The sequence below is a fragment of the Bradyrhizobium aeschynomenes genome (assembly GCF_013178945.1).
Lineage (GTDB): Bacteria > Pseudomonadota > Alphaproteobacteria > Rhizobiales > Xanthobacteraceae > Bradyrhizobium > Bradyrhizobium aeschynomenes.
The window spans coordinates 945,299-970,414 of record NZ_JABFDM010000002.1; the positions used below are offsets into that span (position 1 = coordinate 945,299).

Annotated in this window: 18 protein-coding genes; 1 reads left to right on the forward strand and 17 read right to left on the reverse strand. The window is 66.4% G+C overall.

Annotation, left to right across the window (positions count from 1 at the left end; translation table 11 throughout):
• Positions 1-541 precede the first annotated feature (541 nt).
• From HL666_RS08875 to HL666_RS08900, 6 genes are all read right to left on the reverse strand, one after another.
• Positions 542-1,588, reverse strand: coding sequence for a 2,5-dihydroxypyridine 5,6-dioxygenase NicX family protein (locus tag HL666_RS08875; protein WP_172111789.1), 1,047 nt, complete (start codon positions 1,586-1,588; stop codon positions 542-544).
• Positions 1,589-1,621: 33 nt separating this feature from the next.
• Positions 1,622-2,383, reverse strand: coding sequence for an ABC transporter permease (locus tag HL666_RS08880; RefSeq protein ID WP_172111788.1), 762 nt, complete (start codon positions 2,381-2,383; stop codon positions 1,622-1,624).
• Positions 2,380-3,156, reverse strand: a complete 777-nt coding sequence (locus tag HL666_RS08885) for an ABC transporter permease (protein ID WP_172180915.1) — start codon at positions 3,154-3,156, stop codon at positions 2,380-2,382. The genes HL666_RS08880 and HL666_RS08885 overlap by 4 nt, the downstream gene beginning before the upstream one ends.
• A complete protein-coding gene (locus tag HL666_RS08890; protein ID WP_172111786.1) occupies positions 3,153-3,998 on the reverse strand; it encodes an ABC transporter ATP-binding protein in 846 nt (281 codons plus the stop codon). The genes HL666_RS08885 and HL666_RS08890 overlap by 4 nt, the downstream gene beginning before the upstream one ends.
• Before the next feature lie 106 nt (positions 3,999-4,104).
• A complete protein-coding gene (ilvD, locus tag HL666_RS08895; RefSeq protein WP_172180917.1) occupies positions 4,105-5,811 on the reverse strand; it encodes a dihydroxy-acid dehydratase in 1,707 nt (568 codons plus the stop codon).
• A gap of 24 nt (positions 5,812-5,835) precedes the next feature.
• Positions 5,836-6,816 carry an ABC transporter substrate-binding protein gene (locus HL666_RS08900; RefSeq protein WP_172111784.1) on the reverse strand — a complete coding sequence of 327 codons (981 nt, stop codon included), beginning with the start codon at positions 6,814-6,816 and terminating at the stop codon, positions 5,836-5,838.
• A gap of 289 nt (positions 6,817-7,105) precedes the next feature.
• Here HL666_RS08900 and HL666_RS08905 point away from each other — a divergent pair, with 289 nt between their 5' ends.
• Positions 7,106-7,456: a RidA family protein gene (locus HL666_RS08905; protein ID WP_008965519.1), complete on the forward strand. Its 351-nt coding sequence runs from the start codon at positions 7,106-7,108 to the stop codon at positions 7,454-7,456.
• Between the two features lie 20 nt (positions 7,457-7,476).
• Here the strand turns inward: HL666_RS08905 and HL666_RS08910 are convergent, their stop codons facing one another.
• From HL666_RS08910 to HL666_RS08960, 11 genes are all read right to left on the reverse strand, one after another.
• The gene (locus HL666_RS08910) at positions 7,477-7,713 is read right to left on the reverse strand and encodes a hypothetical protein (protein ID WP_172111783.1); all 237 of its coding nucleotides are present in this window, start codon (positions 7,711-7,713) and stop codon (positions 7,477-7,479) included.
• Between the two features lie 71 nt (positions 7,714-7,784).
• Positions 7,785-9,152: a sigma-54-dependent transcriptional regulator gene (locus tag HL666_RS08915; RefSeq protein WP_172134049.1), complete on the reverse strand. Its 1,368-nt coding sequence runs from the start codon at positions 9,150-9,152 to the stop codon at positions 7,785-7,787.
• A complete protein-coding gene (locus HL666_RS08920; protein ID WP_172180919.1) occupies positions 9,142-10,971 on the reverse strand; it encodes a sensor histidine kinase in 1,830 nt (609 codons plus the stop codon). Before HL666_RS08920 ends, HL666_RS08915 begins: the two co-directional genes overlap by 11 nt.
• A 190-nt stretch (positions 10,972-11,161) precedes the next feature.
• Positions 11,162-12,484 (reverse strand): NAD(P)/FAD-dependent oxidoreductase, encoded by a 1,323-nt coding sequence (locus tag HL666_RS08925; RefSeq protein WP_172180990.1) that lies wholly within the window; start codon positions 12,482-12,484, stop codon positions 11,162-11,164.
• Between the two features lie 267 nt (positions 12,485-12,751).
• A complete protein-coding gene (locus tag HL666_RS08930) occupies positions 12,752-14,071 on the reverse strand; it encodes a dicarboxylate/amino acid:cation symporter (protein WP_172111780.1) in 1,320 nt (439 codons plus the stop codon).
• A 487-nt stretch (positions 14,072-14,558) separates the two neighbouring features.
• Positions 14,559-14,903: a hypothetical protein gene (locus HL666_RS08935; RefSeq protein WP_210261781.1), complete on the reverse strand. Its 345-nt coding sequence runs from the start codon at positions 14,901-14,903 to the stop codon at positions 14,559-14,561.
• Between the two features lie 169 nt (positions 14,904-15,072).
• Positions 15,073-16,404: a lysine N(6)-hydroxylase/L-ornithine N(5)-oxygenase family protein gene (locus HL666_RS08940; RefSeq protein ID WP_172180921.1), complete on the reverse strand. Its 1,332-nt coding sequence runs from the start codon at positions 16,402-16,404 to the stop codon at positions 15,073-15,075.
• A gap of 14 nt (positions 16,405-16,418) precedes the next feature.
• The gene (locus HL666_RS08945; protein WP_172180923.1) at positions 16,419-17,486 is read right to left on the reverse strand and encodes a GNAT family N-acetyltransferase; all 1,068 of its coding nucleotides are present in this window, start codon (positions 17,484-17,486) and stop codon (positions 16,419-16,421) included.
• A gap of 131 nt (positions 17,487-17,617) precedes the next feature.
• Positions 17,618-19,351, reverse strand: coding sequence for a cyclic peptide export ABC transporter (locus tag HL666_RS08950; protein ID WP_172180925.1), 1,734 nt, complete (start codon positions 19,349-19,351; stop codon positions 17,618-17,620).
• A complete protein-coding gene (locus tag HL666_RS08955; RefSeq protein ID WP_172111775.1) occupies positions 19,348-20,331 on the reverse strand; it encodes an alpha/beta hydrolase in 984 nt (327 codons plus the stop codon). The genes HL666_RS08950 and HL666_RS08955 overlap by 4 nt, the downstream gene beginning before the upstream one ends.
• A gap of 7 nt (positions 20,332-20,338) precedes the next feature.
• Positions 20,339-25,116, reverse strand: a 4,778-nt coding sequence (locus HL666_RS08960) for a non-ribosomal peptide synthetase (protein WP_172180927.1), incomplete at its 5' end; no start/stop codon positions are given.

Sequence of the window (25,116 nt, forward strand, 5' to 3'; positions counted from 1 at the left end):
GCAGGGAATGCCGGGTGACGACCTCACCCATGGCCCGCCTGCGGAAAAGAATGCAGGCGGCAGGTACCACAGGCAAAGCCGAAACACGCCGGCATTCCCTGCGCGATGGTCTTCACGCTTATACGCAGTCTCCCTGGTGCGCCGGGCTTGTTGGCCACCATGCCGCGACAAGGCTTGCGCCTTGCGCGGGTGACACCAGCTTCGGGGTGTCAGGACGCTGCGACTTCGCGTCCGCAATCGATCGTTCGTCCGCGCCCTCGTGAGAGGACGCTGCGATCTCTCGCGGCCATCGCTCCCCGCCTCGCGTGTCGTGACGATCGCGCGCAACGCCCCTCCGCAGTGAGGCGGGATGGCGAGAGAGAACCATGTTTTCCGAAAAATAGCAAGATAATTCCTATTTACGGAAGACAAATGATTTCTGTCTCGGCGCTTGTCATTTGGGCCAGCCCGCCACCATGATGAAGGTGCGCTCTCCTCCCCCCTCGCGGGAGGGAAGCGCACTACCGTCGCGGCAGCAGCTCGCCAGCAAATGCGCAGGCCTCTACCCGAACACGTCCTGCAGCACGCCGTCCTTGATCACGGCCACCCCATCCAGCTCGATCGTGGTGCCCATCATCGGCAAATCAAAATGCCCGGCCGTGTAGCGGCCGGCGAATTCATTGGCGCCGGTGGAGAACAGAAAATTGCCGGGGACGGCGCGCAGCTCGGTGCCGTTGGTGTCGCGCTGGTCGTACATGGTCAGCGCCTCGTAGCGCGCGCCGGGGTTCATGCCCCAGCCGACATGCGAGACCGCATAAGCCTCGCGGTCGCCCCAGGAGGCGAGATAGGCGCGCATCATCGCGGCGTCGGCGCCCTCGCCTGCCAGATCCGTGATGTAGTCGTCGCGCATGGTCATGGTGACGGGCGAGCTCAGATAGCGTTTGAAGGTGAGGTTGATGTCGCCGGGCGCCATCACGATGGTGCCGTTGACGGAGCCGCTCTTGGGGAAGCTGACGACGATGCCGCCCGGCCAATGCGCCAAGGTGCCGGGACGATCGGTCCAGCCCCAGACGCCGACCGTTGAGGCGCCCTCCATGATCACGTCGAGATCCGTGCCGGCCTTCGAGGTCACGCGCATCCGCTTCGTGCCGCGCAGCATCTTGGCGGCGGCGCGGACGCGCTTCTCCAGCGCCGCGTCGGGCCGCATGCGCTCCAGCGCTTCCGGATGCTCGTTGGAGATCACGAGAATGCGCGCGCCGGCTTTCAGGATCTCCGGCGTTTCCACCGCGTGCATCAGGCCTTCGATGGTGCAGTCGACGACGAAGCCGGCCTGCTGGAGCGCCGTCACGACGGGGCCGAGCTTGCCGATCGCCTCGGACGCGCCGGTCGATCGCACGGGCACCGGGTGGGGATTGCGCGGCGTCGGCACGATTACATGGAAGGGCCGTGCGCCCATGCGCAGCAGCGCCAGTTCGGCGATGTGGACGTTGAGCGGGCGCGACTGCGTCTCCGACAGAATGGCGGCCGTATCGCCGGCCTTCACCGCGCAGCGCTCGAAGATCTCGCAGAATGCGTCGATCCATTTCGCCTCGATGCGATCCGCCAGCATGGTCGTTCTCCCGATTGTCGTTCGTTGTGTTTATCAGACTGAGGGGAAGCCGCGCAGCAGGTAGGCGCGCAGGCCCTGCAGCAGGGCGTTGAGAATGAGGCCCAGCAGCGAGATCGTGATCAGCGGCACGAACATGTCGACCGCCTGGAAGGTGCGCGCGGCCGTGACCAGCACATGGCCGAGCCCGTCGGTCGAGGTGATCATCTCGGCCAGGAAGACCACGATGCAGGAAATCACGAGGCCGATGCGGCAGCCGGTGAGGATCGAGGGCATCGCCGCCGGCAGCACCACCTTCCACAGCACGTCCCGCGGCGGCGTGCCGGCGGCGAGCGCGGACCAGATCAGCTTCTGCTCCACGGTGGTGGCACCGTAATAGGTCGACAGCAGGATCGGAAACAGCGCGTCGGCCGCCACCAGCATGATCTTGGATTCGTGGCCGAAGCCGAGCAACAGCAGGAAGGCGGGGTAGAGCGCGACCTTGGGCAACGGCGCCAGCACGCGCACGATCGGCTTGACCGCGGCGTTGACCGGCGGGCTGACCGCGGCGGCAATTCCCAGGGAAACACCGAGCACCACGGCGATCGCAAAGCCCGCGAACAATCGGAACAAGGTCGCGGCGATGTCCTGCTGGAAGGTAACGCTCGAAAGCTGCTGGCCCATGCGCAGGAACACCTGCCCCGGCGGCGGCAGCAGGGTCGGCGGCGCATAGCCGAACGAGACCAGCGCCTGCCACAGCAGCAGGACCAGCACGATCGGCGCGGCGCCCAGCAGGATGTCGTTGGAGGTGCGCGTCATGAGAAGCTCAGGGGCATGTCGAACTGCGGCTCGGACCAGCGCACCAGCCAGCGCCTCACGATCTCGAACGCCGCATCGAGGCAGATGCCCATGGCGCCGATGATGATGATCATCGCAAACACCGTGTCGTACTGGCCCATGTCCAGCGCGTTGAACAGGATGTTGCCGGCGCCGGACTGCCGCGCGATCATCTCGCTGGTCACCATCGTGATCAGCGCCAGCACGAGCCCGGTACGGCAGCCGGTCAGAATCTCCGGCAGCGCAGCGGGAAGCACGATGCGGAGCAGACGCTCGGGCGGCGACAGCCCCATCGCCGCGCCCGACCACAGCATCTTCTCCTCGACGGCCTTCGCGCCTTCGAAGCTGTGATAGATCACCGGCAGGCTGACGCCGAGGAAGATCACCAGCGTCTTGGACACGTCGCCGACGCCGAGCCACAGCATGATGATCGGCATCAGCGCCGCCTTCGGCACCGGATAGATCAGCATCAGCAGCGGATTGAAGAACGCCGCCGTCGACCGGCTGCGCCCCATCAGCAACCCGAGCGGAATCGAGAACGCGAGCGCGAGCGCGAAGCCGATCGCCATCCGCCGCAGCGAGGCCAGGATGTTGATCAGGGATTCCTTGTCGGTCAGGATCGGCGGGATCGCGCGCAGCGAGTCCAGCGCGGTCGGGAAACTGTCGTTCTTCAAGCCGAGCGAGGCGAACTGCCAGGCGAGCAGCAGGCCGCAGCAGGCCAGCACCGGCGCGAGCGGCTTCCAGAGCCCGTTCATGACGGCAGCTCGTTGTCGCCCGACGCGTCGAACATGCGCTCGATCTCGACGATGTATTTCTGATAGCGGGGATCGAGCAGCAGTTCGTCGCGGCGGCGCGGCCGTGGCAGGTCGATGTCGATCACCTCGCGGATGCGGCCGGGCGAGCGCGACATCATGACGACCTTGTCGGACAGGAACACCGCCTCCTCGACCGAGTGGGTGACGAACAGCACGGTCTTGCGGTCGCGCTCCCAAATGTCGAGCAGGTCGTTTTGCAGCCGGGTGCGGGTGTGCGCATCGAGCGCGCCGAACGGCTCGTCCATCAGCAGCACCTCGGGGCCGTAGGCGAGCGTGCGCGCGAGGGCGACGCGCTGCTTCATGCCGCCGGAAAGCTCTTTTGGATAGAATTTCTCAAAGCCGGTGAGGCCCACCATGGCGAGCAATGTTCGCGCGAGGGCCGCGGCCTTCGCCGGCTTCATACCCTGCTGCAGCGGGCCATACATCACGTTGCCGAGCACGCTCTTCCAGGGAAACAGCGCGAACTCCTGGAACACCGGGCCGCGATCGGTGCCGGGACCGGTGATCGGCTTGCCCTTCATCTTCGCCGTGCCGCTGGTGGGGCTCACAAAGCCGCCGACGATGTAGAGCAAGGTCGACTTGCCGCAGCCGGAGGGACCCAGAATCGAGACGAAGGCCCCCTCGCCCACCGTCAGCGAAATATCCGACAGCGCGGTATGGTCGCGGCGCGACGAGGTCTTGAACACCTGCGAGACGTGATCGATCTCGATGATTGGTGTGGCCGCACGGCGGCCGAGCGGGACGCCCGCGAGCTGGCCAGGTCGGATCGGGGTCACGCCCATGTCGGCTTCTCTTTCCGATGCAGCACGCTCAAACGCTCCGTGATATTAGGCATCAAACACTGCCGCAGATTAGCAAGAAACCTGCCAAGCGTCGCCCACGCGCCGGTCATTCCGGGCCCTGATCGAACCACGGCCATTCGGCGGGTCCCTCATGCGTGACCGCTCCGAGCGGCGCCTGTCCGACCAGCTTGGCGTATTTGGCCAGCGCTCCCGCGCGGTGCCGCGGCGGCCGTTGCGTCCAGGCCTTATGGCGCGAAGCGAGTTCGTTATCATCGAGCAGAAGGTCGAGCGTGCGCGCTTTCGCATCGATACGGATCGGATCACCGTCCTTCACCAGCGCGAGCGGACCACCGACGAAAGCCTCCGGGGACACATAGCCGATGCACATGCCGCGGGTGGCGCCGGAGAAGCGGCCGTCCGTGATCAGGGCGACCTTCTCGCCCATGCCCTGGCCGTAGATCAGCGCGGTGACGCCGAGCATCTCGCGCATGCCGGGGCCGCCCACCGGGCCCTCGTTGCGGATGATCAGCACCTCGCCGGCCTGATAGTTGCGCGCGCGCACGGCGGCGACGCAGGCCTCCTCGTCCTCGAACACCCGCGCGCGGCCTTCGAACACCAGGCTCTTCAGCCCAGCGACCTTGATCACGGCGCCATCGGGCGCGAGGTTGCCCTTGAGCACGGCGACGCCGCCATCCGCCATCATCGGCTTGTCCGGATGAAAGACGATCTCGCCGTCAGGCGCGTTGGCCGAGCCATATTCCTCGGCGAGCGTGCGGCCCGTGACCGTTATGCAGGAGCCGTCGATGTGCCCGCTCTCGATCAGCGCGCGGATCACCACGGCGGCGCCACCAATGTCGTAGACGTCCTTTGCCGTATACTTGCCGCCGGGCCTGAGATTGCCGATCAACGGCGTGCGCGCGAACACTTCGCCGACATCGTCCAGCGTGAAGCGGATGCCGGCCTCGTTGGCGATGGCCGGCAGATGCAGCGCGGCATTGGTCGAGCCGCCGGTGGCCGCGACAATGGCGGCCCCGTTCTCCAGCGATTTGCGCGTGACGATGTCGCGCGGCAGCGGGCCGCCCTTTGTCAGCATCTGCATGATCAGCCGCCCGGCCTGCCGCGCGACATGAGCGCGCTCGGCATAGACGCCGGGGATCATCGAGACGTTGGGCATCGACAGGCCCATCGCCTCCGACAGCATGCCCATGGTGTTGGCGGTGAACTGTCCGGCGCAGGCGCCGATCGTCGGCAGGCAAGACAGCTCGATGCCGCGCAACGTCTGCTCGTCGATCTCACCGGTCATGTAGCTGCCGACCGCTTCATACGAGTCGAGCACCGTGAGCGTCCGACCCTCGAACCTGCCCGGAAGCGCGCTGCCGCCATAGATGAAGATGGAGGGCACGTTGCAGCGAACCATTCCCATCATGACGCCGGGTAAGGTCTTGTCGCAGCCACCGAAGCCGATCAGCGCGTCATAAGCGAGGCCGTGGACCACGGCCTCGATCGAGTCGGCGATCAGCTCGCGCGAGAACAGAGAGAACTTCATTCCCTCATGGTTCATGCTGATGCCGTCGGAGACGGACACGGTGGCGAATTCGCGCGGCGTGCCGCCGGCCTCGGAGATGCCCGTCTTGGCCGCGTCGACCTGGAAGTCGTGCGTCATGTTGCAGGGCGTCTGCTCGCCCTTCTGGCTGACGACGCCGACCATCGGCTTGGCGATGTCGGTATCGTCCAGTCCCATCGCACGCATGAAGGCGCGGTGGGGTGCGCGATCGAGCCCCTCCACGGTCACGCGCGAGCGCAGCTTCCTCATCAAACTCGTGCTCCGCGTGGCGCCCTACTGGATCGGCGCGACGATCGTCGGATGCTTGAACTGCGCGACGTCGAGCTTCGGCAGCATGCCGGTCTCGGCATAGATGTCGAGCATCTTCTGGATGGCCGGGAAGTTCGGCGCGGCCACGGGATCACGACCGAAATCATTGTCCTTGAGCAGATAGGTATCGATCACGGCGACCGGCGCCTTCATCACCTCGGACACGACCTTCAGGGTCTCGTCGCGGTTCGCCAGCGCCTTCTTCATGCCGGCGGTGATATCACGGACATACGCCTTCACCAGCTCCGGATTTTTGTCGACGAAATCGGCGCGGCAGGCCTCGAGGATGTGCACGATGTTCGGCATCGCCTCGGACAGGGAGAACAGCTTGCGGGTGCCGCCCTTGGCCTCCGCGCGCGCAGCGAACGGCTGGTTCATGTTGACGGCATCGACGCGGCCCTGGCGCAGCGCATCCTCCGACACGGCGAAGCCGACCTCGACCAGCTTGATGTCCTTGGCCGGATCGAGCCCGGCCTTCTTCAGGAGCATGTTGAACGGCCCCTGCGTGCCGCCGCCGATCACGGAGATGCCGACCGTCTTGCCCTTGAGGTCGGCGATGGTCTTGATCGGCGAGTCGTCCTTGACCGCCCAATAGACCGAGAAGCCACCCGGCTTCTCATAGACGTGCTGGGCGACGATGTAGGCCTTGAGCCCGCCACCGACGACGCCGTTCGACAGCGATAGCGGCGCCTGTGTCGCGCAGTCGAGCGCGCCGGCAGCCAGCGCCTGGGTCATCGGTGCCGTGCCCTGGAACTGGGTCCACTCGATGTTGTAGGTCTTGCCGAGCTCCGGAAACTCGGTCGGGCGCTTCATCATCCAGTACTTGGACTCTTCCGCCGGAATGGTCCAGCCGACGCGGATCGTCTGCTGCGCCAGCGCCGGCGCTGCGTTCGTCCCCAACGCGATCGCAGCCCATGCCGCCAGCATCAATTTCTTCCGCATCATGCCCCTCCGCCTTGTCAAAACAGGACCTTCGCGGAGAATGTTTCATGTCTCAAATATCCGTGCAAGCGCGGAAAACGCCCCACCTTTGCCTCAGCCATGGGCAAGCCGTGCTTCGCAGCGCGACACGGCCCAGCGATCAAGACTGCCGCTGGCCGTGTGGTCGGCCTGCTCCGGCAACGCAAGGTCGCATGCCCCAAGACTCCTCCAATGACTATCTGAGCCGACTGGCGCTGCCGCGCGGCACGCGCTAGGGAGAGGCCCCGATTTGACCTTTTGAGGAGTTCTCTCGATGTCCATCCAGCGTTTCGAAGTCGGCCCGCGCATGAGCCAGGTCGTCGTGCACGGCAATACCGTCTATCTGGCGGGCGTGGTCGCGCAGAAGACCGCCGGCGAGAGCGTCACCAAGCAGACCGAGGAGATCCTCTCCATCATCGACGGCCATCTCGCCAAGGCCGGCACCGACAAGACCAAGCTGCTGTCGGCCACGATCTACCTCACCGACATCAAGACCTTCGGCGAGATGAACGCGGTGTGGGACGGCTGGGTGTCGGCCGGCAACACGCCGGCCCGCGCCACGGTCGAGGCCGGGCTCGCCGCGCCGCAATACACGGTCGAGATCATGGTGATCGCGGCGAAGTAAGTTAAACGGCCGCCGCGGTCCTATGTGGTGTCGCGGCGGCCGGTGTTGCGATTGAGCGGATCGCGCCGTTCACGCGTCAGCCCTTCCGGCAGCACCGGTTCGGTTCCCGGAAGCGGCTCGGCGCGAACATCGGCGCCCCACTGCTCCCGCTGTCGGGGTGTCGTCGCGTCCTTGACTTGCTGCGGTTGCGGCAATCCGTCCTTGCTGACGGGATCATAGGCGCCGGAGCGCAGGTCGCGGGTGTCTCTGCCTGTCATGGGCCATCAACGGCGCTGTCGGACCGTTCGTTCCTCGCGCCCGTCGCAGGGCGCAACGCAAGCCGGCTACATCAGTGCTTATCTTTGACGCTCTCGATCCTGACGGCGAGCCGCTTGATCTTGTCGTACAGCGTCTGCTTCGGGATGCTCAGGAGCGCCGCGGTGGCCTGGACGTCGCCGAGCTTGCGGCGCAGCGCATCCTCGATGATCGAGCGTTCGATATTCTCCAATTGGCGCGGCAGCGACAGCTCCGAGGCGGCAGATCCCGAGCGATCCAGGACCTTGCGGTCGAGCACGCCGAGCACGAAGCGGTCGGCGACGTTGCGCAGCTCGCGCACATTGCCGGGCCATGAATAGCTCAGCAGCAGCGACATGGTCTGCTCGTCCACGATCGGCGCGTCGCGCTCGAAGCGCTTGGCGGCCTCCAGCGTGAAGTGCTCGAACAGGACCGGGATGTCCTCGCGCCGCTCACGCAACGGCGGCAGCTCGATGAAGGCCACGCCGAGACGGTAATACAGATCGGCGCGGAACTGCTTGCTCTCGCTGAGCTCGTAGAGATTGGCCTTGCTGGCGGCGACCACGCGGCAATCGACCGCGACCGGCTTGTTGGAGCCGACGCGCTCGATCGAGCGGTCCTGCAGCGCCCGCAGCAGCTTGACCTGCACGCTCAGTGGCATGCTCTCGATCTCGTCGAGGAACAGCGTGCCGCCATGGGCGTATTCGATCTTGCCGATGCGCTGCTTGGTCGCGCCGGTGAAGGCGCCGGCCTCGTGGCCGAACAACTCGCTCTCGACCAGCGATTCCGGCAGGCCGCCGCAGTTCACCGCGACGTAGTTGCCGCCGCGGCGGGCGCTGTGATTGTGCAGGCAGCGCGCAACGACGTCCTTGCCGGTGCCGGTCTCGCCATAGATCGTGACGTCGACATTGGTCGAGGCGAGATTGGCGACGAGACGGCGCACCTCCTGGATCTGCGGCGAGCGCCCGAGCAGGCTGGCCTCGATGCCTTGGCTACCTTGGCGGTCGGCCAGTGCGGAGCGCAGCGTGCGGACCTCCAGCGTGAGCCGCCTCTTGTCGAGCGCGCGGCGCACGACCGCGACGAGCTGCTCGGAGGAGCATGGCTTCTCGATGAAGTCATAGGCGCCGTTGCGCATGGCGTCCACGGCCATCGAGATGTCGCCATGGCCGGTGACCAGGATGACGGGCAGGTCCGGATCGAGCCGGTGCAGCTCGGAGAGCCATGCGGTGCCGCTCTTGCCGCGCAGCTGCACATCCGAGACCACCACGAACGGCATGTCGGCGCGGACGGTCGCGCTCGCGGCTTCCACCGAGCCGAACGGCGTCACCGGCAAGCCCGCGAGCTGCAGCGCCTGGACGGCGCCGATCCGCACATCCTCGTCGTCCTCGACATAGATCACGCCGACCGGTTGCTCAGGGCTCATGGGGGGACCTCGTGACCTCGGCCAGCGGGAGCAGCAGCACGAACTCGGCGCCGGACGGCTCGAGATTCCGCGCCCGCAGCTCGCCGCCGAACGACCGCGCGATATGGTTGGCGATGACGAGACCAAGACCGAGGCCCTTGCCGGCCGGCTTGGTCGTCACGAACGGCTCGAACATGCGCTTGAGAACGTCGGCCGCGATCGCCGGGCCGCTGTTGCCGATGGCCATGCGGCAGTGGCCGCCCTCGCGCACGGCGCGGATCGCGATCGACTTCTGCGCCGCGCCCTCGACGGCATCCAGCGCATTGGCGAGGATGTTGCAGAGCAATTGCTCGAGCCGGATCTGATCGGCCCGGACGAGAAGCCCCGGCGCGAGATCGATGGTCACCTCGACGCCGCAGTCCTTCACCCGCGCACCGAGGATCTTGAGCGTTTCGGCCAGCGCCTGCTCGACCGAGACGGCATCGAGCGGCGCATTCGATTTGTAGGCGAACACGCGCAGCTGGCCGGTCAGGCGGCCGAGACGGCGGACCAGCTCGCCGATACGGACGAGATTGCCGCGGGCCTCGGCGATCATGCCGCGGTCGACGAACTGCACGGCGTTATCGGACGCGGTCTGCAGCGCCGCCAGCGGCTGGTTGATCTCGTGCACCATGCCGGCGGACATCTGGCCGAGCACGGCGAGCTTGCCGGCATGAACGAGCTCGTCCTGCGCGGCGCGCAGCTCGGCGGTGCGCTCCTGCACGCGGATCTCGAGGCGGTCATTGGCGGCCTGTAGCGCGGCCTGGCTCGCCAGCCGTTGCCGGATCTCCCGCCGCCGCTGCGCCAACAGGCCGAACGCGAGCAGCGCGACGATGCTGGCGAGCCCCGACAGCGTGCCGATAATGAAGGCCGTACGCCGGATCGGCGCCTCGTCGTCGAGCAGCAGCAGCTGCCATTGCCGCCCGCTGAGCGGCCGCTCGTCGACGCTGTAGACCGCGCCGCCCTCGGTCGCGACCTGACCGCCGCCACGATCGGTCCTTTCCATGAAGGTCCAGCCGAGCGGCGCGAGATTCGAGCTGCCATAGGGCTTCGACGTCGCGATCTCCTCCAGTGCATCGACCGAGAGCGGCGTCAGCGGCCGCAGGCGCCATTCGTCGCGCGAGGCGAGGATGGTCACGCCGCGGGCGTCGACCAGGACCATGTCGCTGCCGCGGTTGCGCCACTCGCGCTCGAAGGCGTCGAGGTTGACCTTGACCACGGCAACGCCGATCGTGCGTCCTTCGCGCTTGACCGCATAGGACAGATAGTAGCCGGCGCGCGCGCTGGTGATGCCGACGCCGAAGAACGCGCCGCGGCCAGTCGCCAGCGCCTGGCGCATATATGGTCGGTAGGACAAGTTGATGCCGACCGGCGTGCCCGGCTGGTCGAAATCGGCGGCGGCGATCGCGTCGCCCGTGACGGTCAGGACGTAGAGATTGTCGGCGCCGGCCAGCAGATTGATCGACTTCAGATACAGGCTGACGCTCTGCTGCAGCGCGCGATCATCGGGCGTGCCGAGCAGCCGGTAAACGTCCGGCGAAGTCTCCAGCAGCGACGGCAGATATTCGAAGCGTGAGAGATAGCCGTCGAGCTGCGCGGCCTCGACCGCCAGCCGCTGCTGGGCCACGGCGTGCCGTTGATCAAGCCCGTGGGAGAAGGCGATCGCGTAGCCGAGCCAGGCCGCGGCGCCGACCAGCGCAACCGCCAGACATCCGCGAACGAGCCAGCCCGCGCGCCCCGGAACCGCCGCGGCGACGTCGGAATGTCCCTCGAGGCCGATCCGAATGGGGAAGTCCGTCATCTCCTGAGCCGGGCAAAATCAAGACGCGGCGGGCCGCGACGACCGCGCCCGCATTTCGCCAGCAACTCTAAGGTCTTGCGCCGGAATAGGCGACAGCAAAATCGACCTTCGCAAGTCCGCAACGCAGAGCGATGGCGTCCGATACCCGCGGCAGGGCCGATGCGGACGCCGGCCGCCGAGCTTGCGCGCATCAATGCAGCTTCACATGCGGCTCGGTGCGGCGGGTGATCAGGCGCGCCAGCGTGTCCAGGGTCACCTTGGCGAGGCCGTGCAGGGCGTATTCATGCATCTTGTACAGCGACAGGTACATCATCCGCGCGAACAGCCCTTCGAACACCAGATTGCCGCCGACCAGCGCGCCCATCATCGAGCCGACCGTGCTGAACTCGCCGAGCGAGACCAGCGAGCCGAAGTCGTGATAGCGGTAGTCCGCCAGCCGCTCGCCCTTGATGAAGCGCGGAATCTGCTTGTAGAGATGCGAGGCCTGCTGATGCGCCGCCTGAGCACGCGGTGGCACGTTGCCGCGCGCGCCCCAGGCGCAAGCCGAGCAGTCGCCGATCGCAAAGATGCGCTCGTCGCGCGTGGTCTGCAGGGTCTGCCTGACGACGAGTTGGTTGATGCGGTTGGTCTCGAGGCCCGCGATGTCCTTGAGGAAGTCCGGCGCCTTGACGCCGGCGGCCCAGACGATCAATTCGGCCGGGATGATGCGGCCATCCGAGAGGCTGACCTTGTCGGCCCCGACCTCCGCGACCTTGGCGCCCACCAGGACCTCGACGCCGAGCCGTGCGAGCAGCTTCTCGGTCTCCCGCGAGACCCGCTCCGGCAAGGCCGGCAGCACCCGGCCCGCGGCTTCGATCAGCGTGATCCTGATGTCCTTCTCGGCGTCGACCTGGTCGAGACCATAGGCCACCACCTCGCGCGTCGTCCGATGCAGTTCGGCGGCCAGCTCGACACCGGTCGCCCCGGCGCCGATGATCGCGACCTTCAGCTGATGCGGCGCGATCGGCGTCGACTGCGAATGGGCGCGGATGCAGGCGTTGACCATGCGCTCGTGGAAGCGCCGGGCATCGCGCTGCGACTCCAGCTTGATCGCGTGGTCGACCACGCCGGGCGTGCCGAAATCATTGTTCTGGCTGCCGATGGCGATGACGAGCACGTCATAGGGAATGGTTCGCCGCGGCGTGACCTCACGCCCCTCCGCATCGAGATAGGGCGCGACCAGCACTTCGCGCCGGTCGCGATCGAGCCCGATCATGTCGCCGATGCGGTAGTGGAAGCCGTGCCAATAGGCCTGGGCGAGATAGTCGACCTCGTGCGCTGAGATATCCATGCTGCCGGCCGCGATCTCGTGCAGCTTCGGTTTCCAGACGTGGGTGCGGTTGCGCTCGACCAGGGTGACCTCGAGCCGGCCCTTGCGGCCATATTTGTCGCCGAGGCGAGTCGCCAGCTCCAGGCCGCCGGCGCCGCCGCCGACGATCACGACTCGCGGAACCCCGGACTGCGCGACGGCCATCATCAAATCTCCCCAAGCAAGACCGTGGCGCCGCCGATGTCACGCCGTCAGCGCCGCGTCCTGGTGCTTTTTAGCAGATCATTTGAGGATGGCGGCATCACGATTGGGCATCACCCGCCCGTTCGCCGGTCTCGCGCCCGACGAGAGCCGGCAGCTTGCAGCCGGGCGTCGCACGAGACGCGTCGCCTTGCGAGAGCAGCGGCGACGCGTGCACGGGGGCGTTGTTCGGGTCGCCGACGGCGCCGGCAACGCCGCGCGGCCTTGGTCTCAGCCCGTCGTGACGGCGATTTCGACGTCCGAAGGATCGATATCCTTGTCGAGCGCGGCACGCAGCTTGTCGCGGTCGAGTTCGCCCTCCCACCAGGCGACGATCACGCAGGCGACGCCGTTGCCGCACAGGTTGGTGAGGGCGCGGCACTCGCTCATGAACTTGTCGATGCCGAGCACGATCGCCATGCCCGGAACGAGCTCCGGCCGGACGGCCGCGAGCGTGCCGGCCAGGGTGATGAAGCCGGCGCCGGTGATGCCCGAAGCGCCCTTCGAGGTCAGCATGGCCACGAGAAGGATCGTGATCTGCTCGCCGAAGGAGAGGTGCACGTTCATGGCCTGGGCGATGAACAGCGTCGCCAGGGTCATGTAGATGTTGGTGCCGTCGAGATTGAAGGAGTAGCCGGTCGGAACCACGAGACCGACGACCGGCTTCGAACAACCGAGGCGCTCGAGCTTCTCCATCATCTGCGGCAGCGCGCTCTCGGACGACGAGGTGCCGAGCACGATCAGCAGCTCGTCCTTGATGTATTTCAGGAACTTGAAGATCGAGAAGCCGGCAATGCGGGCGATGATGCCGAGCACGATGATGACGAAAGCGAGCGCCGTGAGATAGAAGGTCGCGATCAGGCCGGCGAGGTTGCCGAGGGCCTGCGGCCCATAGCGCCCAATGGTGAAGGCCATCGCGCCGAACGCGCCGATCGGGGCGAACTTGACCACGATCGCGATGACGCCGAAGATCGCGTGTGCCGCATCGTCGATGAAGGCGCGCATCGTGTGGCCCCGTTCACCGAGGCTCATCAGGGCGATGCCGAACAGGATCGAGAACAGCAGCACCTGCAGGATCTCGCCTTGCGCGAACGCGCCCACCACCGTGTCGGGGATGATATGGAGCACGAAGTCGATCGACTTCATCTCGCTCGCCTGCTTGGCGTAATTGGCGACGAGGGCGGCGTTGCTCTGGCCCTGGAAGCCTGCGCCCGGCTGGATGAAGTTGCCGACGATCAGACCGAGCGCCAGCGCGAAGGTCGATACGATCTCGAAATAGATCAGCGCCTTGACGGCCACGCGGCCGACCTTCTTGACCTCGGAGACATGCGCGATGCCCGACACGACGGTGCAGAAGATCACCGGTGCGATCACCATCTTGATCAGCTTGACGAAGCCGTCGCCGAGCGCCTTGATCCACTCGTTCTTGCCGACCTCTGGCCATACCCAGCCGACGATGACGCCGAGCACGATCGCGACCAGGACCTGCACGTAGAGGACCCGGTAGAATGGCTTATTCGGGGCCGTGGCCGCCGCACTGGTTGCAGACATCAGATGTTCTCTCCCTGGTCTCACTCGGTCTACGTCTCGTCTCAGCCGGCGGCGGGTCGACGCAGTGTCCTTCAAACACGTCTGCGGGCATCCCGGACCGAAGTCACACCTCCACGACCGCGCACACCGGTCAGGCACGCGCGCGAATGCTCAGACGTCATCGCCTGCTCGGCGTGTCTCAAATCAAGGGCGGCTTTGGGCTGGCATCCGGACGTCCCCTCGATTGTTCTGGAGCTGGCGCTCGTTTGGCGGCTCATTAAGCAGCATTCGTGCCAGGGGATCGGCGCGGCCCGGTGACGGCGCATGTGCTTCAGTTTGCTACCATTTGCAAACCATTGCGGGGAGCAGCGACAGGCGTTGCGCGGCGCGCCGTCCGAAGTTTCGGAAATGGCCGGCGGCGACCGTCCGAAACTTCGGACGGCCGAGGGCAGCACCCGTCACGGCCCATCTCAGGGACTTCGGCTGCGGATGGCCGCCGGACCGATCGTCAGCCCGGCTCCTTCGGAGTGGCCTTCGGATCCAGCCGACGCCGCCGGGCGCCGAGACGCGAGCGCCGGATGCGCCGCTTGCGGAACTCCAATCCGCACATCGCGATATCGATGCTCTCGGTCGGACGGCGCAGGCGCCGTCCGTGGAAGCCGAGCCACTTCTCGACCTGCCGAACCAAAATGCGATCGAGCTCCAGACGCCGCAGCAGTTCGTCGCGCGTATGCAGCGACGCGATGTCGACAATGTAGTCGAACCGCTCCGACAGGGTTCGGCCGACGAGCCGCGCGTAATCAGACGATATCAATAAATTCACGACCCGCTCAGGCAAATGCGGCTCAGCCATATCTCATTCCCGAACTTCGCCGTGCCTGCCGACCGGTCCTGGATGCCGGCTTTCCCATATTCGCAATCACGACGACCACCGATGTTCATCCGGCCGTGACATGCGACGAGCGCCACGACCGTCATGAAGGCTCCTCACGACTCAGCTTTCCGACCGCGGGAGGACGTGCTCATGAGTACACACGTTCCTCCCGATGCGGGTCATGCTCCTGACCGTTCGGCCTGGCCGCCGTCGCCACCAGCGATGCCGTGATCTCCTGGGCCCGCATCGGCAGCACCGACAGCAGCGTGTCGCTCAGGCCATGCGAGGTCTCCGAGCAACCCTGCAGGTAGACCTGCGGACGAAAGCCGGGAGCGGTCTGCAGCCGATAATCCCGATCCAGCGCGCCGGCCTCGATGTAACGGCCGATCGGATCGAGAAAGGCCGGCACCGGTGATCGCTCATAGCCGGTGGCGATGACCACGGCGTCGTAGCTCGCGCGGCTCCGAACATCCTCGTCCTTGTTGTGCAGCTCGATCGTGATGCCGTCGCGCGTGACCCCCGCGCCGACGATCTCGCTCCGCGGATGCAAGACGAGCTTTCTCTCGCCGGCGACGCGCTGCTGATAGGTCATCCGATAGAGCTGGTCGAGCAGATCGGGATCGACCACGGCGTAATTGGTATTGCGGAAGCTGCGAATGATCGATGCGCGCTGCGCGTCCTCGCGCGAATGGAAATAGTCCGTGTACTCCGGATTGAAGATCTCGTTGACGAATGGGCTGCTGTCGGACGGCTTGAGCGCGTGCCCTCGGAACACCAGATCGATATGCGCATCGGGAAACCGCTCGCTCAGATCGAGGGTGACCTCTGCAGCGCTCTGGCCACCGCCGATCACTGCGACGCGAGGCGCCTGGCCGTGCAATTCGGTGATCAGCGGCGATCCAAGATAGCCGCTGGTATGCACCACCCGCCGGTCTCCGGCGATCGGCTCGAGCACGGCTGGGACGTGCGGAACGCCGCCGACGGCGACCACGAGATTCCGCGCAATGCGCGACCGGGCTTCGCCAGTCCCCGTCTGCGTCACCACCCGAAGCGCGACCACCGACTGACCGGCCATGACCGGCTCGACGGCCACGACCGTCTCGCCATAGTTGACCATCGCGCTAAACTGGTCGGCGACCCAGCGCAGATAGTCGTTGAACTCGATGCGGCTCGGATAGAACGTCTTGCAGTTGGTGAAGTCGAGCAGCCGCCCCGACTTGTGCAGATAGTTGATGAAGGTGAATGGGCTGGTCGGATCACGCAGCGACACGAGATCCTTCAGGAAGGAAATCTGCATGTTGCTGCCCGGGAGCAGCATGCCGCCGTGCCATTTGAAGCTTGGCTGACGCTCCACGAACAGCGAGCGGCAACTCACGCGCTGCTGTCTCCTGCAATCGTCGAGTGCGATCGCCAGCGCCAGGTTCGATGGCCCGAAGCCGACACCGACGACATCATAGTCCGGGGCGATTTGATACGACATGAGGTGATGCTCCGTCAGCGTTGGGTCTCTGGCGTCGCGTCCTTGGCCGCCGGCTGCCACAGCCGGTCGCCAAAGAAGCGTTCGCGAAGCAACATGACCAAGGTTGCTCGCTTGTGCGGGAAGTCGAAGTTCTTGATCCGGGCGAAGCCGGCGCGATCGAGATTGCGCAACTGCTGGACGTGGGCTGCCGCGGGTTCGCCGACGATGCGCATCGTGCGGTCATCGTCGAGGAACATGTAGTGCATTAGCGACGGCAGCCACGCGGTGATGAAGTCGCGGCCACGAAACTCGTCCTCGCCGACGATCACATGCCAGCCGCGGTCGTAGTCGGCGGCGTCGTAGAACGGCGCGATGCGGTTCTCCTTGGCCCAATACAGCTCGAAATAGCCAAACGGACGATCACCGAAGCAGCCGATCAGCGGCAGCATGTGCGGATCCGCCAGGATCCTGGAGAGATAGTCGCGGTGCTTGTCGAGGTCACCGGCCTCGTTCCAGAACGCATCCACGCGCGGATCGTTGAGCCAGCGGTGGACGAGCGACAGATCCCGCTCGACATCGACGACTCGAAAGCTGACGGTCTCCGACAGCCATGGAATGAAACGGGAATAGACACGGCCGGCCGGCTTCGACGGCCGTCGCGGATGCCGCCTGCCGTCAGTCATGGCATAAGAGAGTGGAAACGCCGGCCGCGCGGCATCGGTCAACCAATTGTCGCGCCGCTGCATCACCAGTTCGGGCAGCAGCACCGGCGCGCCATCGATGGTCACCGCGAGACCCTCGCGCGCCAGCGCCGATTCGGCCGCCGGCCAGGCGCCGGTCGCGAGGAAGAGCCTGTCGAGCGACGGATGCCAGGCGAACAGCGCTTCGGCCGCGGCCGACAACGCACGCACCATCCGATGCGGATCGCCAGCCCTGTCCGATGCGACCAGCGCCGCCCGACGCTCATCGAATTGAAGCGACAGCAGCACCGCACCGTCGACCAGGACCCGCACTGCTCCGTCGTCGCGAACGACGGACATCGCAGTCTCGCTGCCGGCCTTGAAGGCCTCACGTCTTGCGTCGAAGCCCGTGCTCGCGTCCATGCGCCTCTCCCTTCATTGCCTTGCGCGAGCTTCGCCACGGTCGAGGCCCGCTCAGGATGTAAATTTGCCGCCGCCTCGAACACAAGCGGGCCCGTTACACTGTCGAACTAGATTAGTTACAAAGCTGCAGCTCACGCTCTCGATGGTTCCTGCGATGCGCCCTCGTCTTGCAGTCGTGACGCCGGCGATCGCCTCGGCCGTGCGTGCCGGCGCTGTTGCGTCGGCCGGTCCTCCTGGAGTTGTCCATTGCGCAGCCGCACGAGCCGGTCCGCGCAGTGGAAGTAGCGGTCGTCATGCGAGATCACGATGATCGTCTTGCCCAGCCGCTTCAGGTCGGCGAGCAGCTCGGTATAGAAGACCTGCCGGAATGCCGGATCCTGATCGGCGGCCCATTCGTCGAACACCAGAACGGGGCGGCCTTCGATCCAGGCGTTGATCAAAGCAAGGCGCTTGCGCTGGCCGGTCGACAGGTCCGTGGTCGAGAACATGCCGTTTTCGACCGAGACCTTGTGGGCAAGCTCGAGCCGATCGAGGTAGCGCTGCGCGCCTTCGGGAGCCTGATCATCGTGACGCAACAGCGTGTCGAACAGGTAATAGTCCGCAAACACGGTGGTGAAGAGTTGCCGGTAGTCGTCGCGTGTTGCGCCGATCACCGGTACGCCGTCGCGCAGCAGCTGTCCCTGATCCGGCACGTAGAGGCCGAGCAGCAGCTTGATCAGGGTCGTCTTGCCGCTGCCGTTGTCGCCGACGATGAAGACGATCTCGCCGCGCCGGATGCGCAGATCGACCGGACCGAGCACAAAGGGTGTCTCGTTGGCGGCGGCCTGAAAGGAATAGGAGACGCCGCGCAGCTCGATCGATTCGATCCGATCCGTCATCGCGTCGGCGGGGTGCTCGAGCAGATCCTGCTCTGCCGTTGCAAACCGCTCGGAGAGATCGGCAATCCGGCGCATCGCGACCTGCGCGCGACCGAGCGACGGCAGCATGCCGATGAGCTGATCGATCGGACCGCGCATGAACAGCAGCACCAGGACGAAGCCGCTGGACACCGATGGCGGACTGTCCGGCCATAGCAGCGGCCGCAGCACGAGCGCGGTCCCGATCACCATGAACAGCATCACCGTTCCGAGCGCGCGGGCGGTGACGAGCAGATTGATCGCGCCGATCTGCACGTCGCTGATCCTGTCGACGGTGCGCTGGATCAGGTCGACATGCACATGGTGCCGGCGCGGCCGGTGGAGCCGCAGCTCCTTGGCGCCTTCGGCGATCGTCCGATAGTGCTTCTGCAGATCGTCTTCATATTGGCGGGCCAGGTTGAAGCCGGACATGCCGCGCTGTCTCGCCCGGAAGTGGGCGAACGATCCGAGCGCGATCAGCGCTGCCGTCACGAGGAACAACGGCCACGACAGCAGGGCCAGATAGACCAGGCAGCCGGCGACGACGACACCGGAAACCAGAAACGCCGGAAAGAAGAAGGCAAAGTCGCTGATCGCATCGACGTCCTTCGTCAACACGGGGATGAGCCGGTGCGCGCGGTAGGATTCCAGCTGGTCGATCGGCGCCATCAGGATCTTGGCGGCCAACGACTTGCGCAGCGAGGCGACGATCTTCTGTCCGACGGCATTGGCGCTGATGTCCGAGCCGACCGACCCGATCACGATCAGGACGCAGAGCCCGGCGAACGAGGCGATCAGGCTGCCGACATCACCGGAGCCGGCGTAGAGGCCCTTGTTCACCACGGCGAGCAGGCCGGCGACGCTGGCACCGCCAACGAGGCCGAGCAGGATGCCGCAGAGAACCAGCTTCCAATAGGGCCGCAGCAGGCCTGCGATATGGAGCTTCCCGGGATTCGACGACGTGATCATCGGTGACAGTCTCCGGCTTGCTGGGCAAACAGTTCGGCAAGCATGGCACCGATCTCGGCGCGCGCCCGCAGCGCATCCGGCACGACGTTGCCCATGCGCAGGAACTCGTGAATCATGCCGGGATAGACCTTGAGATCGACGGCGACGCCGGCCGCGCGCAGCCGTTCGGCGTAGTCGCGTCCCTCCGCAATCAGTGGATCGAACTCAGGCAGCAGCATCAGCGCCGGCGCGACGCCGGACAGGTCGGGCGCCGCCAGCGGCGCAAACCGCCAATCCCGGCGATCGGACTCGTCGCGCAGATAGTGGTTGAAGAACCAGTCCACAGTGTCGCGCTCGAGCAGGTAGCCCGAGCCGTAGTCCGCGTAGGACTGCGATATCTGCTCCGGGCTGAGGCCCGGATAGGCCAGCACCTGGAGGAGCGGTTGCGGCAAGGCTCGATTGTCGCGAGCTGCGATCGCCAGCGCTGCCGCCAGCGTGCCGCCGGCACTGTCGCCGCCGACGGCGACGCGGCGGGGGTCGAGACCAGCGGCTGGCCCCTCGCGCCCGATCCAGGCGAGAGCATCCACGCAATCCTCGAACGCAGTCGGAAAGCGATGCTCCGGCGCGAGCCGGTAGCCGATCGACAGCACGGCCGCGCCGCTGTCGCTCGCAAGGCCACGGCACAGCGGCTGATGCGAGTCGAGACTGCCGACGACGAAGCCGCCGCCATGCATGTAGAGCAGCACCGGCAGCGGCGCAGCGCAGTTGGGCATTTGTCCTGCATAGAGGCGTGCAGCGATCTGCGCACCATCGCGCGTCGGCAGCGTGAGCTTCCTCTCGAACGCAAGCGCGGGAGGATCGAGGTCGAGCAGCGGCGACGAGGCCTCGAAATCGGCGCGCGCCTGCGCCGGCGTCAGTTGCGGGAACGGAACCCGCGCGCCGGTCTCGGTCCCCAACTGGATCATCTCGAGCAGCGCCGCGATATCTGGATGAAGGCTCATGATCACCTCATTCGGCCGGTTCGGATTGCAGCGCCGGCATCGTCTGCGCCGCGTCGCGCGATTGCAGCCACTTGGAGATTGCGGCGACGAAGGTCTCGTTGCTCAGGATCGAGAAGTGGTCGTCCCCGACGACGCCGAGATCCGTCGCGCGCACGAGACGTGCCGTGAGGCGGTCGCGCTGTTGCAGCCGCCGCGAGGTCCACCAGCATCCCGGCGCCGCCTGAAGCGCCGTCGGCCAGTCGGCAGTCTGCGCCAGCTGTCCGAGGTGGCGTCCGACCGTGAAGGCGCCGATGATGTCGTCGACCCCGAGCAGATGGTCACGCGGCTGCAAGGGCGCCGTGCCGATCACGTCCGCCAACAGGCGCCGGATCGCATCATCGGTCGCAGGCTCGCCTGCGGCGCGGATGACGGCAGCGCGTGATCGGATCGCCGAAAGCTCTCCGCCGGGCATGGCGATGGACAGCAATCCCAGCAGGTCGTCGGTCCAATGCCGCTCGGCCCCTGGCCTCTCATTTGCGCACGGATCAGGAACGAAGCTGTCGACCAGCGCCAGACGCGCGACGACCTCGCCGCGTCGCTCCAGTTCTGCTGCGGCGAGGCATGCGACCAGGCCGCCCAGCGACCATCCGATCAGATAATACGGCCCGCGTCCCTGCGCCTGCACGATCTCATCGGCGTAATCAGCGGCCATCGCCGCCAGCGATGCATCGGAAAAGGACGGCGCGATCAACGTCCGGCATTGCAGCCCGATCACTTGACGCCGCCCCTCGAGGCGGCGCGCCAGCGGCGCATAGTCGAACACCGTGCCGAAGCCGCCATGGAAGCAGAACACGGGCTCCATGCCGGACACCGGCGCGTTGAGCGGCAGCAGGGCCGACACTCGCCTTGGCTTGCTGTCCGACTCGCCGAGCAAGGCGCGGATCGTCGGCTTCTGCAGGAGATCACGCAGCTTGATCTCGCTGCCGATGATCGGCTCGCGCCGGAGCCGTGCGATCACCTTCAAGCTCAGGATCGAGTTGCCGCCGAGCTCGAAGAAATTATCGGTGACGCCGACCTGCGGAGTGCCGAGAATCTCGGACCACAATCGGGCCATCGCGATCTCCGCCGGGCTCTCCGGCGCGATGAATGCGCGCGCAGCCGCGACATCGGGCGCTGGCAGCGCCCGGCGGTCGACCTTGCCGCTGGACAGCGTGGGCAGACGCTCGAGCACGATGATTCTTGCCGGCACCATGTAAACAGGCAGCGTTCGACGCAGCGCGGCCGCAAGACTCTCCGACAATTGCTCGGCCGAGCGGCCGGCCGCGTCGCGGCCCTCACTCGGCGCGACATAGGCGACGAGCTGGCTGCCGCCGGCACTGGGCACGGCGAGCACGGCGGCTTGCGCAACGTCGGGCTCCGACAGCAATGCCGACTGGATCTCGCCGAGCTCGATCCGGAAGCCGCTGACCTTGACCTGATCGTCGCTGCGCCCGAGATATTCGATCCTGCCATCGGCATCCCACCGGGCGAGGTCGCCGGTGCGATAGAGACGCGCGCCGGGATCGGCGGCGAATGGATCCGGAACGAACCGCTCCGCGGTCATGCCGGGCTTGGCGTGGTATCCGCGCGCAAGGCCAAGACCGCCGATATAGAGCTCTCCCGCAGCACCGGCCGGGACGATGTCGAGCTGACCATCGAGGATGTAGGCGGTGCGGCTGCCGACGGGGACACCGATCGGTGCGTAGGCCTTGTCGCATTCTGCGTTGCCGTCGACCTTCCAGACCAGCGGCGTAACCACGGTCTCGGTCGGGCCGTAGCCGTTGATCAGGATCTGCGGCTTGAGCGTCCGCTTCACCTTGTCGAAGCCGGCCTTGGGCATCGCCTCGCCGCCGAACGAGTACAGCCTCACGGGCGGCGGATGACCGGTCTGCTCCACCCAATCGGCCACCTGCTGCAGATAGGCCGGCGGCAGGCCGATATGGGTGATGCTCCGGGCGCGCAGCATCTCGACCGTCTGCTCGGGCGTCCACAGCTCGGCATCGCGCATCACGAGCCGCGCCCCCTGCGAGAGCACCGTGAGCCAGCGTTCATGGGCGCCGTCGAACGCGAGCGACAGGAAGTGCAGCTCACTCGACTGCGCGTCGATCTCGTAGAGCGCAGCGGTGGCGCGGCAATGCATCGCCAGCGGGCCATGCGCAACGGCGACGCCCTTCGGCCGTCCCGTCGAGCCGGACGTGTAGATCACATAAGCGAGATTTCCGGGGTGGAGGCGCAGCTGCGGCGGATGATCCGGTCCCGTCTCGAAATCGAAGCTGGCCAGATCGACGTGCTGGACGGACGCGGGCATGAGAGCGTCACGCGTACCGGACAGCATGAAAGTCGCGCCGCTGTCGTTCATCACGTAGGCGATCCGCTCCGGCGGAAGCTCGGGATCGAGCGGCACATAGGCGCCGCCCGCCCTCATCACGGCCAGCAGCGCGATCATCGTTGCCTGCGTGCGCGCCACCACGATGCCGACGCGCTGATCGGGCCTGAGCCCCTGCCCGATCAGATGATGCGCGAGACGGTTGGCGCGGCGCTCCAGCGCGCCATAGGACAGGCTGCCGCCGCCAATCTCGAGTGCGATCCGCTCCGGATTGCGCATCGCATGCCCGCTGATGGCCTCGTGCACGAGCGGCTCCGCTCCGACAGGCACAGCATGAGCGTTGCAGGCACGCGCGCGCGCCGTGTCATGATCGGTCGCCGCATCGATCGCCCCGATCAGCGCCGTCGCATCCCGGGTCAGCGCCGCGAGCAGATGTTCGAACTGGGCTCTGATCTGCTCGGCCTGGTCGGTCGCGAAATGGCTTGGCATGTAGGTGAATTCGACCTGAAGCGTGTCCTCGACCAGCACCGACAGGTCCATCGGATAATTGGTGACGTCGACATTGCGGAGGCCGCCGAACTGGAGCGAGCCGTCCCCCTGCAGCAGGCCACGCTCGATCGGGTAGTTCTCGACCACGATGATGCTGTCGAACATCGCCTCGCCGGCGCGACCGGCCCAGCCCTGGATGTCGTAGAGCGGCGTCTGCTCAAAGTTGCGGATCGCGGCGGTGCGGCTCTGGATCGCGCGCAGCCAATCGCCGACGGCGCAGGCCGGCGACGGCGTCTCGATCATCGGCAGCGTGTTGATGAACAGGCCGATCATCTGCTCGGCGCCGTCGAGGCCAGCCGGACGGCCGGCCACCGTCGCGCCAAAGGTCACGGTATGCTGGCCGGTGAAGCGCTGCAGCAGCAGCGTCCAGACGCCCTGGATCAGCGTGTTCAAGGTGATGCGCTCGCGGCGGGCGAACGCCTTCAAGTCCGCCGTCGCGCCCTCGTCGAGCCGCGTGTAGCAGCGTCGATGCCCATGCGCGTCGTAGCGGCGAGCGCCGAACGCATCGGCCAGTTGCGTCGGCTGATCGAAGCCGGCGAGCTGTTCGCGCCAGAAGCGCTCGGCCGCCGTTGCGTCCTGGGCAACGAGCCAGGCAACGTAGTCGCGGTACTGCGGCGTGCCGGGCGCAAGCGTGCGGCCGGCATAGAGCTGCAAGATCTCGCCGATGAAGCGCGCCGAGCTCCAGCCATCCATCAGGATGTGGTGATAGGTCCAGATCAGGCGATGACAATCGTCGTCCACGCGCAGCAGGCGCACGCGCTGCAGCGGCGGCTGCGCCAGATCGAACTCCGCATCACGCTCACCGGCCAGCGCCGCCGCGACCCGGGTCTCGTCGATCAATTGCCCGCGCCAGTCTTCGATCTCGAACGGCACGATCGCCTGACGATAGACGGCCTGCAGCGGGGATCCGGACAACTCGCGCCAGAGGAATCCCGTACGCAGCATCGGATGGCGCGCGGACGCGTCCTGCCATGCCGCGCGCAGGCGCTCGACGTTCAGTCCGCGGATCTCGACGCTGATCTGATTGACGTAGACGCCGCTGCCGACATCGCGCAGGCTGTGGAACAGCATGCCCTGCTGCATCGGCGACAGCGGATAGATGTCCTCGATGCGGTCCCAATCGAGACCGAGCTGCGCCAGCTCCTGATCGGTCAGGCCCGACAGCGTCCCCTGCGCCAGGACGGGCATCCGCTGCGCATCGGAGATCGCGCGACAGAGCGGCGCGAGCTGCTCGATCGTCTGGTGCCTGAAGACGTCCCTTGGCTCCAGCGCAAGACCGGCCCGCCGTGCGCGACCGACGATCTGCAGCGAGATGATGGAATCGCCGCCGAGCTCGAAGAAATTGTCGGTGACGCCGACCTCGTCGTGGTGCAGCAGCTCGGCCCAGATCGTTGCGAGCGCGGCCTCGGTCGGATTGCGCGGCGCGACGCGTTGCGCATCCGCAGGGTGCGCATCCGGTTGCGGCAGCGCCTTGCGATCGATCTTGCCGTTGGGCGTCAGCGGCAGTTGCGGCAGCACCATGACCCGTGACGGCACCATGTAGTCCGGCAGCACCGCGCCGAGCGCCGCACGCAGGCCCGCGCCGTCGAGCGCATCATCGCCGCTGACATAGCCGACCAGTTGCCGGCTGCCGCCGAGCTCCTGCGCCACCACGACGCTGTCGCGCACGCCGGGCTCGACCCGCAGCCGCGCCTCGATCTCGCCGAGCTCGATGCGATGGCCCCGGATCTTCACCTGATGATCGGCACGGCCGACATGGTCCAGCACGCCATCGCCGCGCCAGCGCGCGACGTCCCCGGTGCGGTACAGCCGCTGCCCCGCCGATCCGAACGGATCGGGGATGAAGCGCTCGGCGCTGAGCGCCGCACGATTCCAATAGCCGCGGGCCAGCC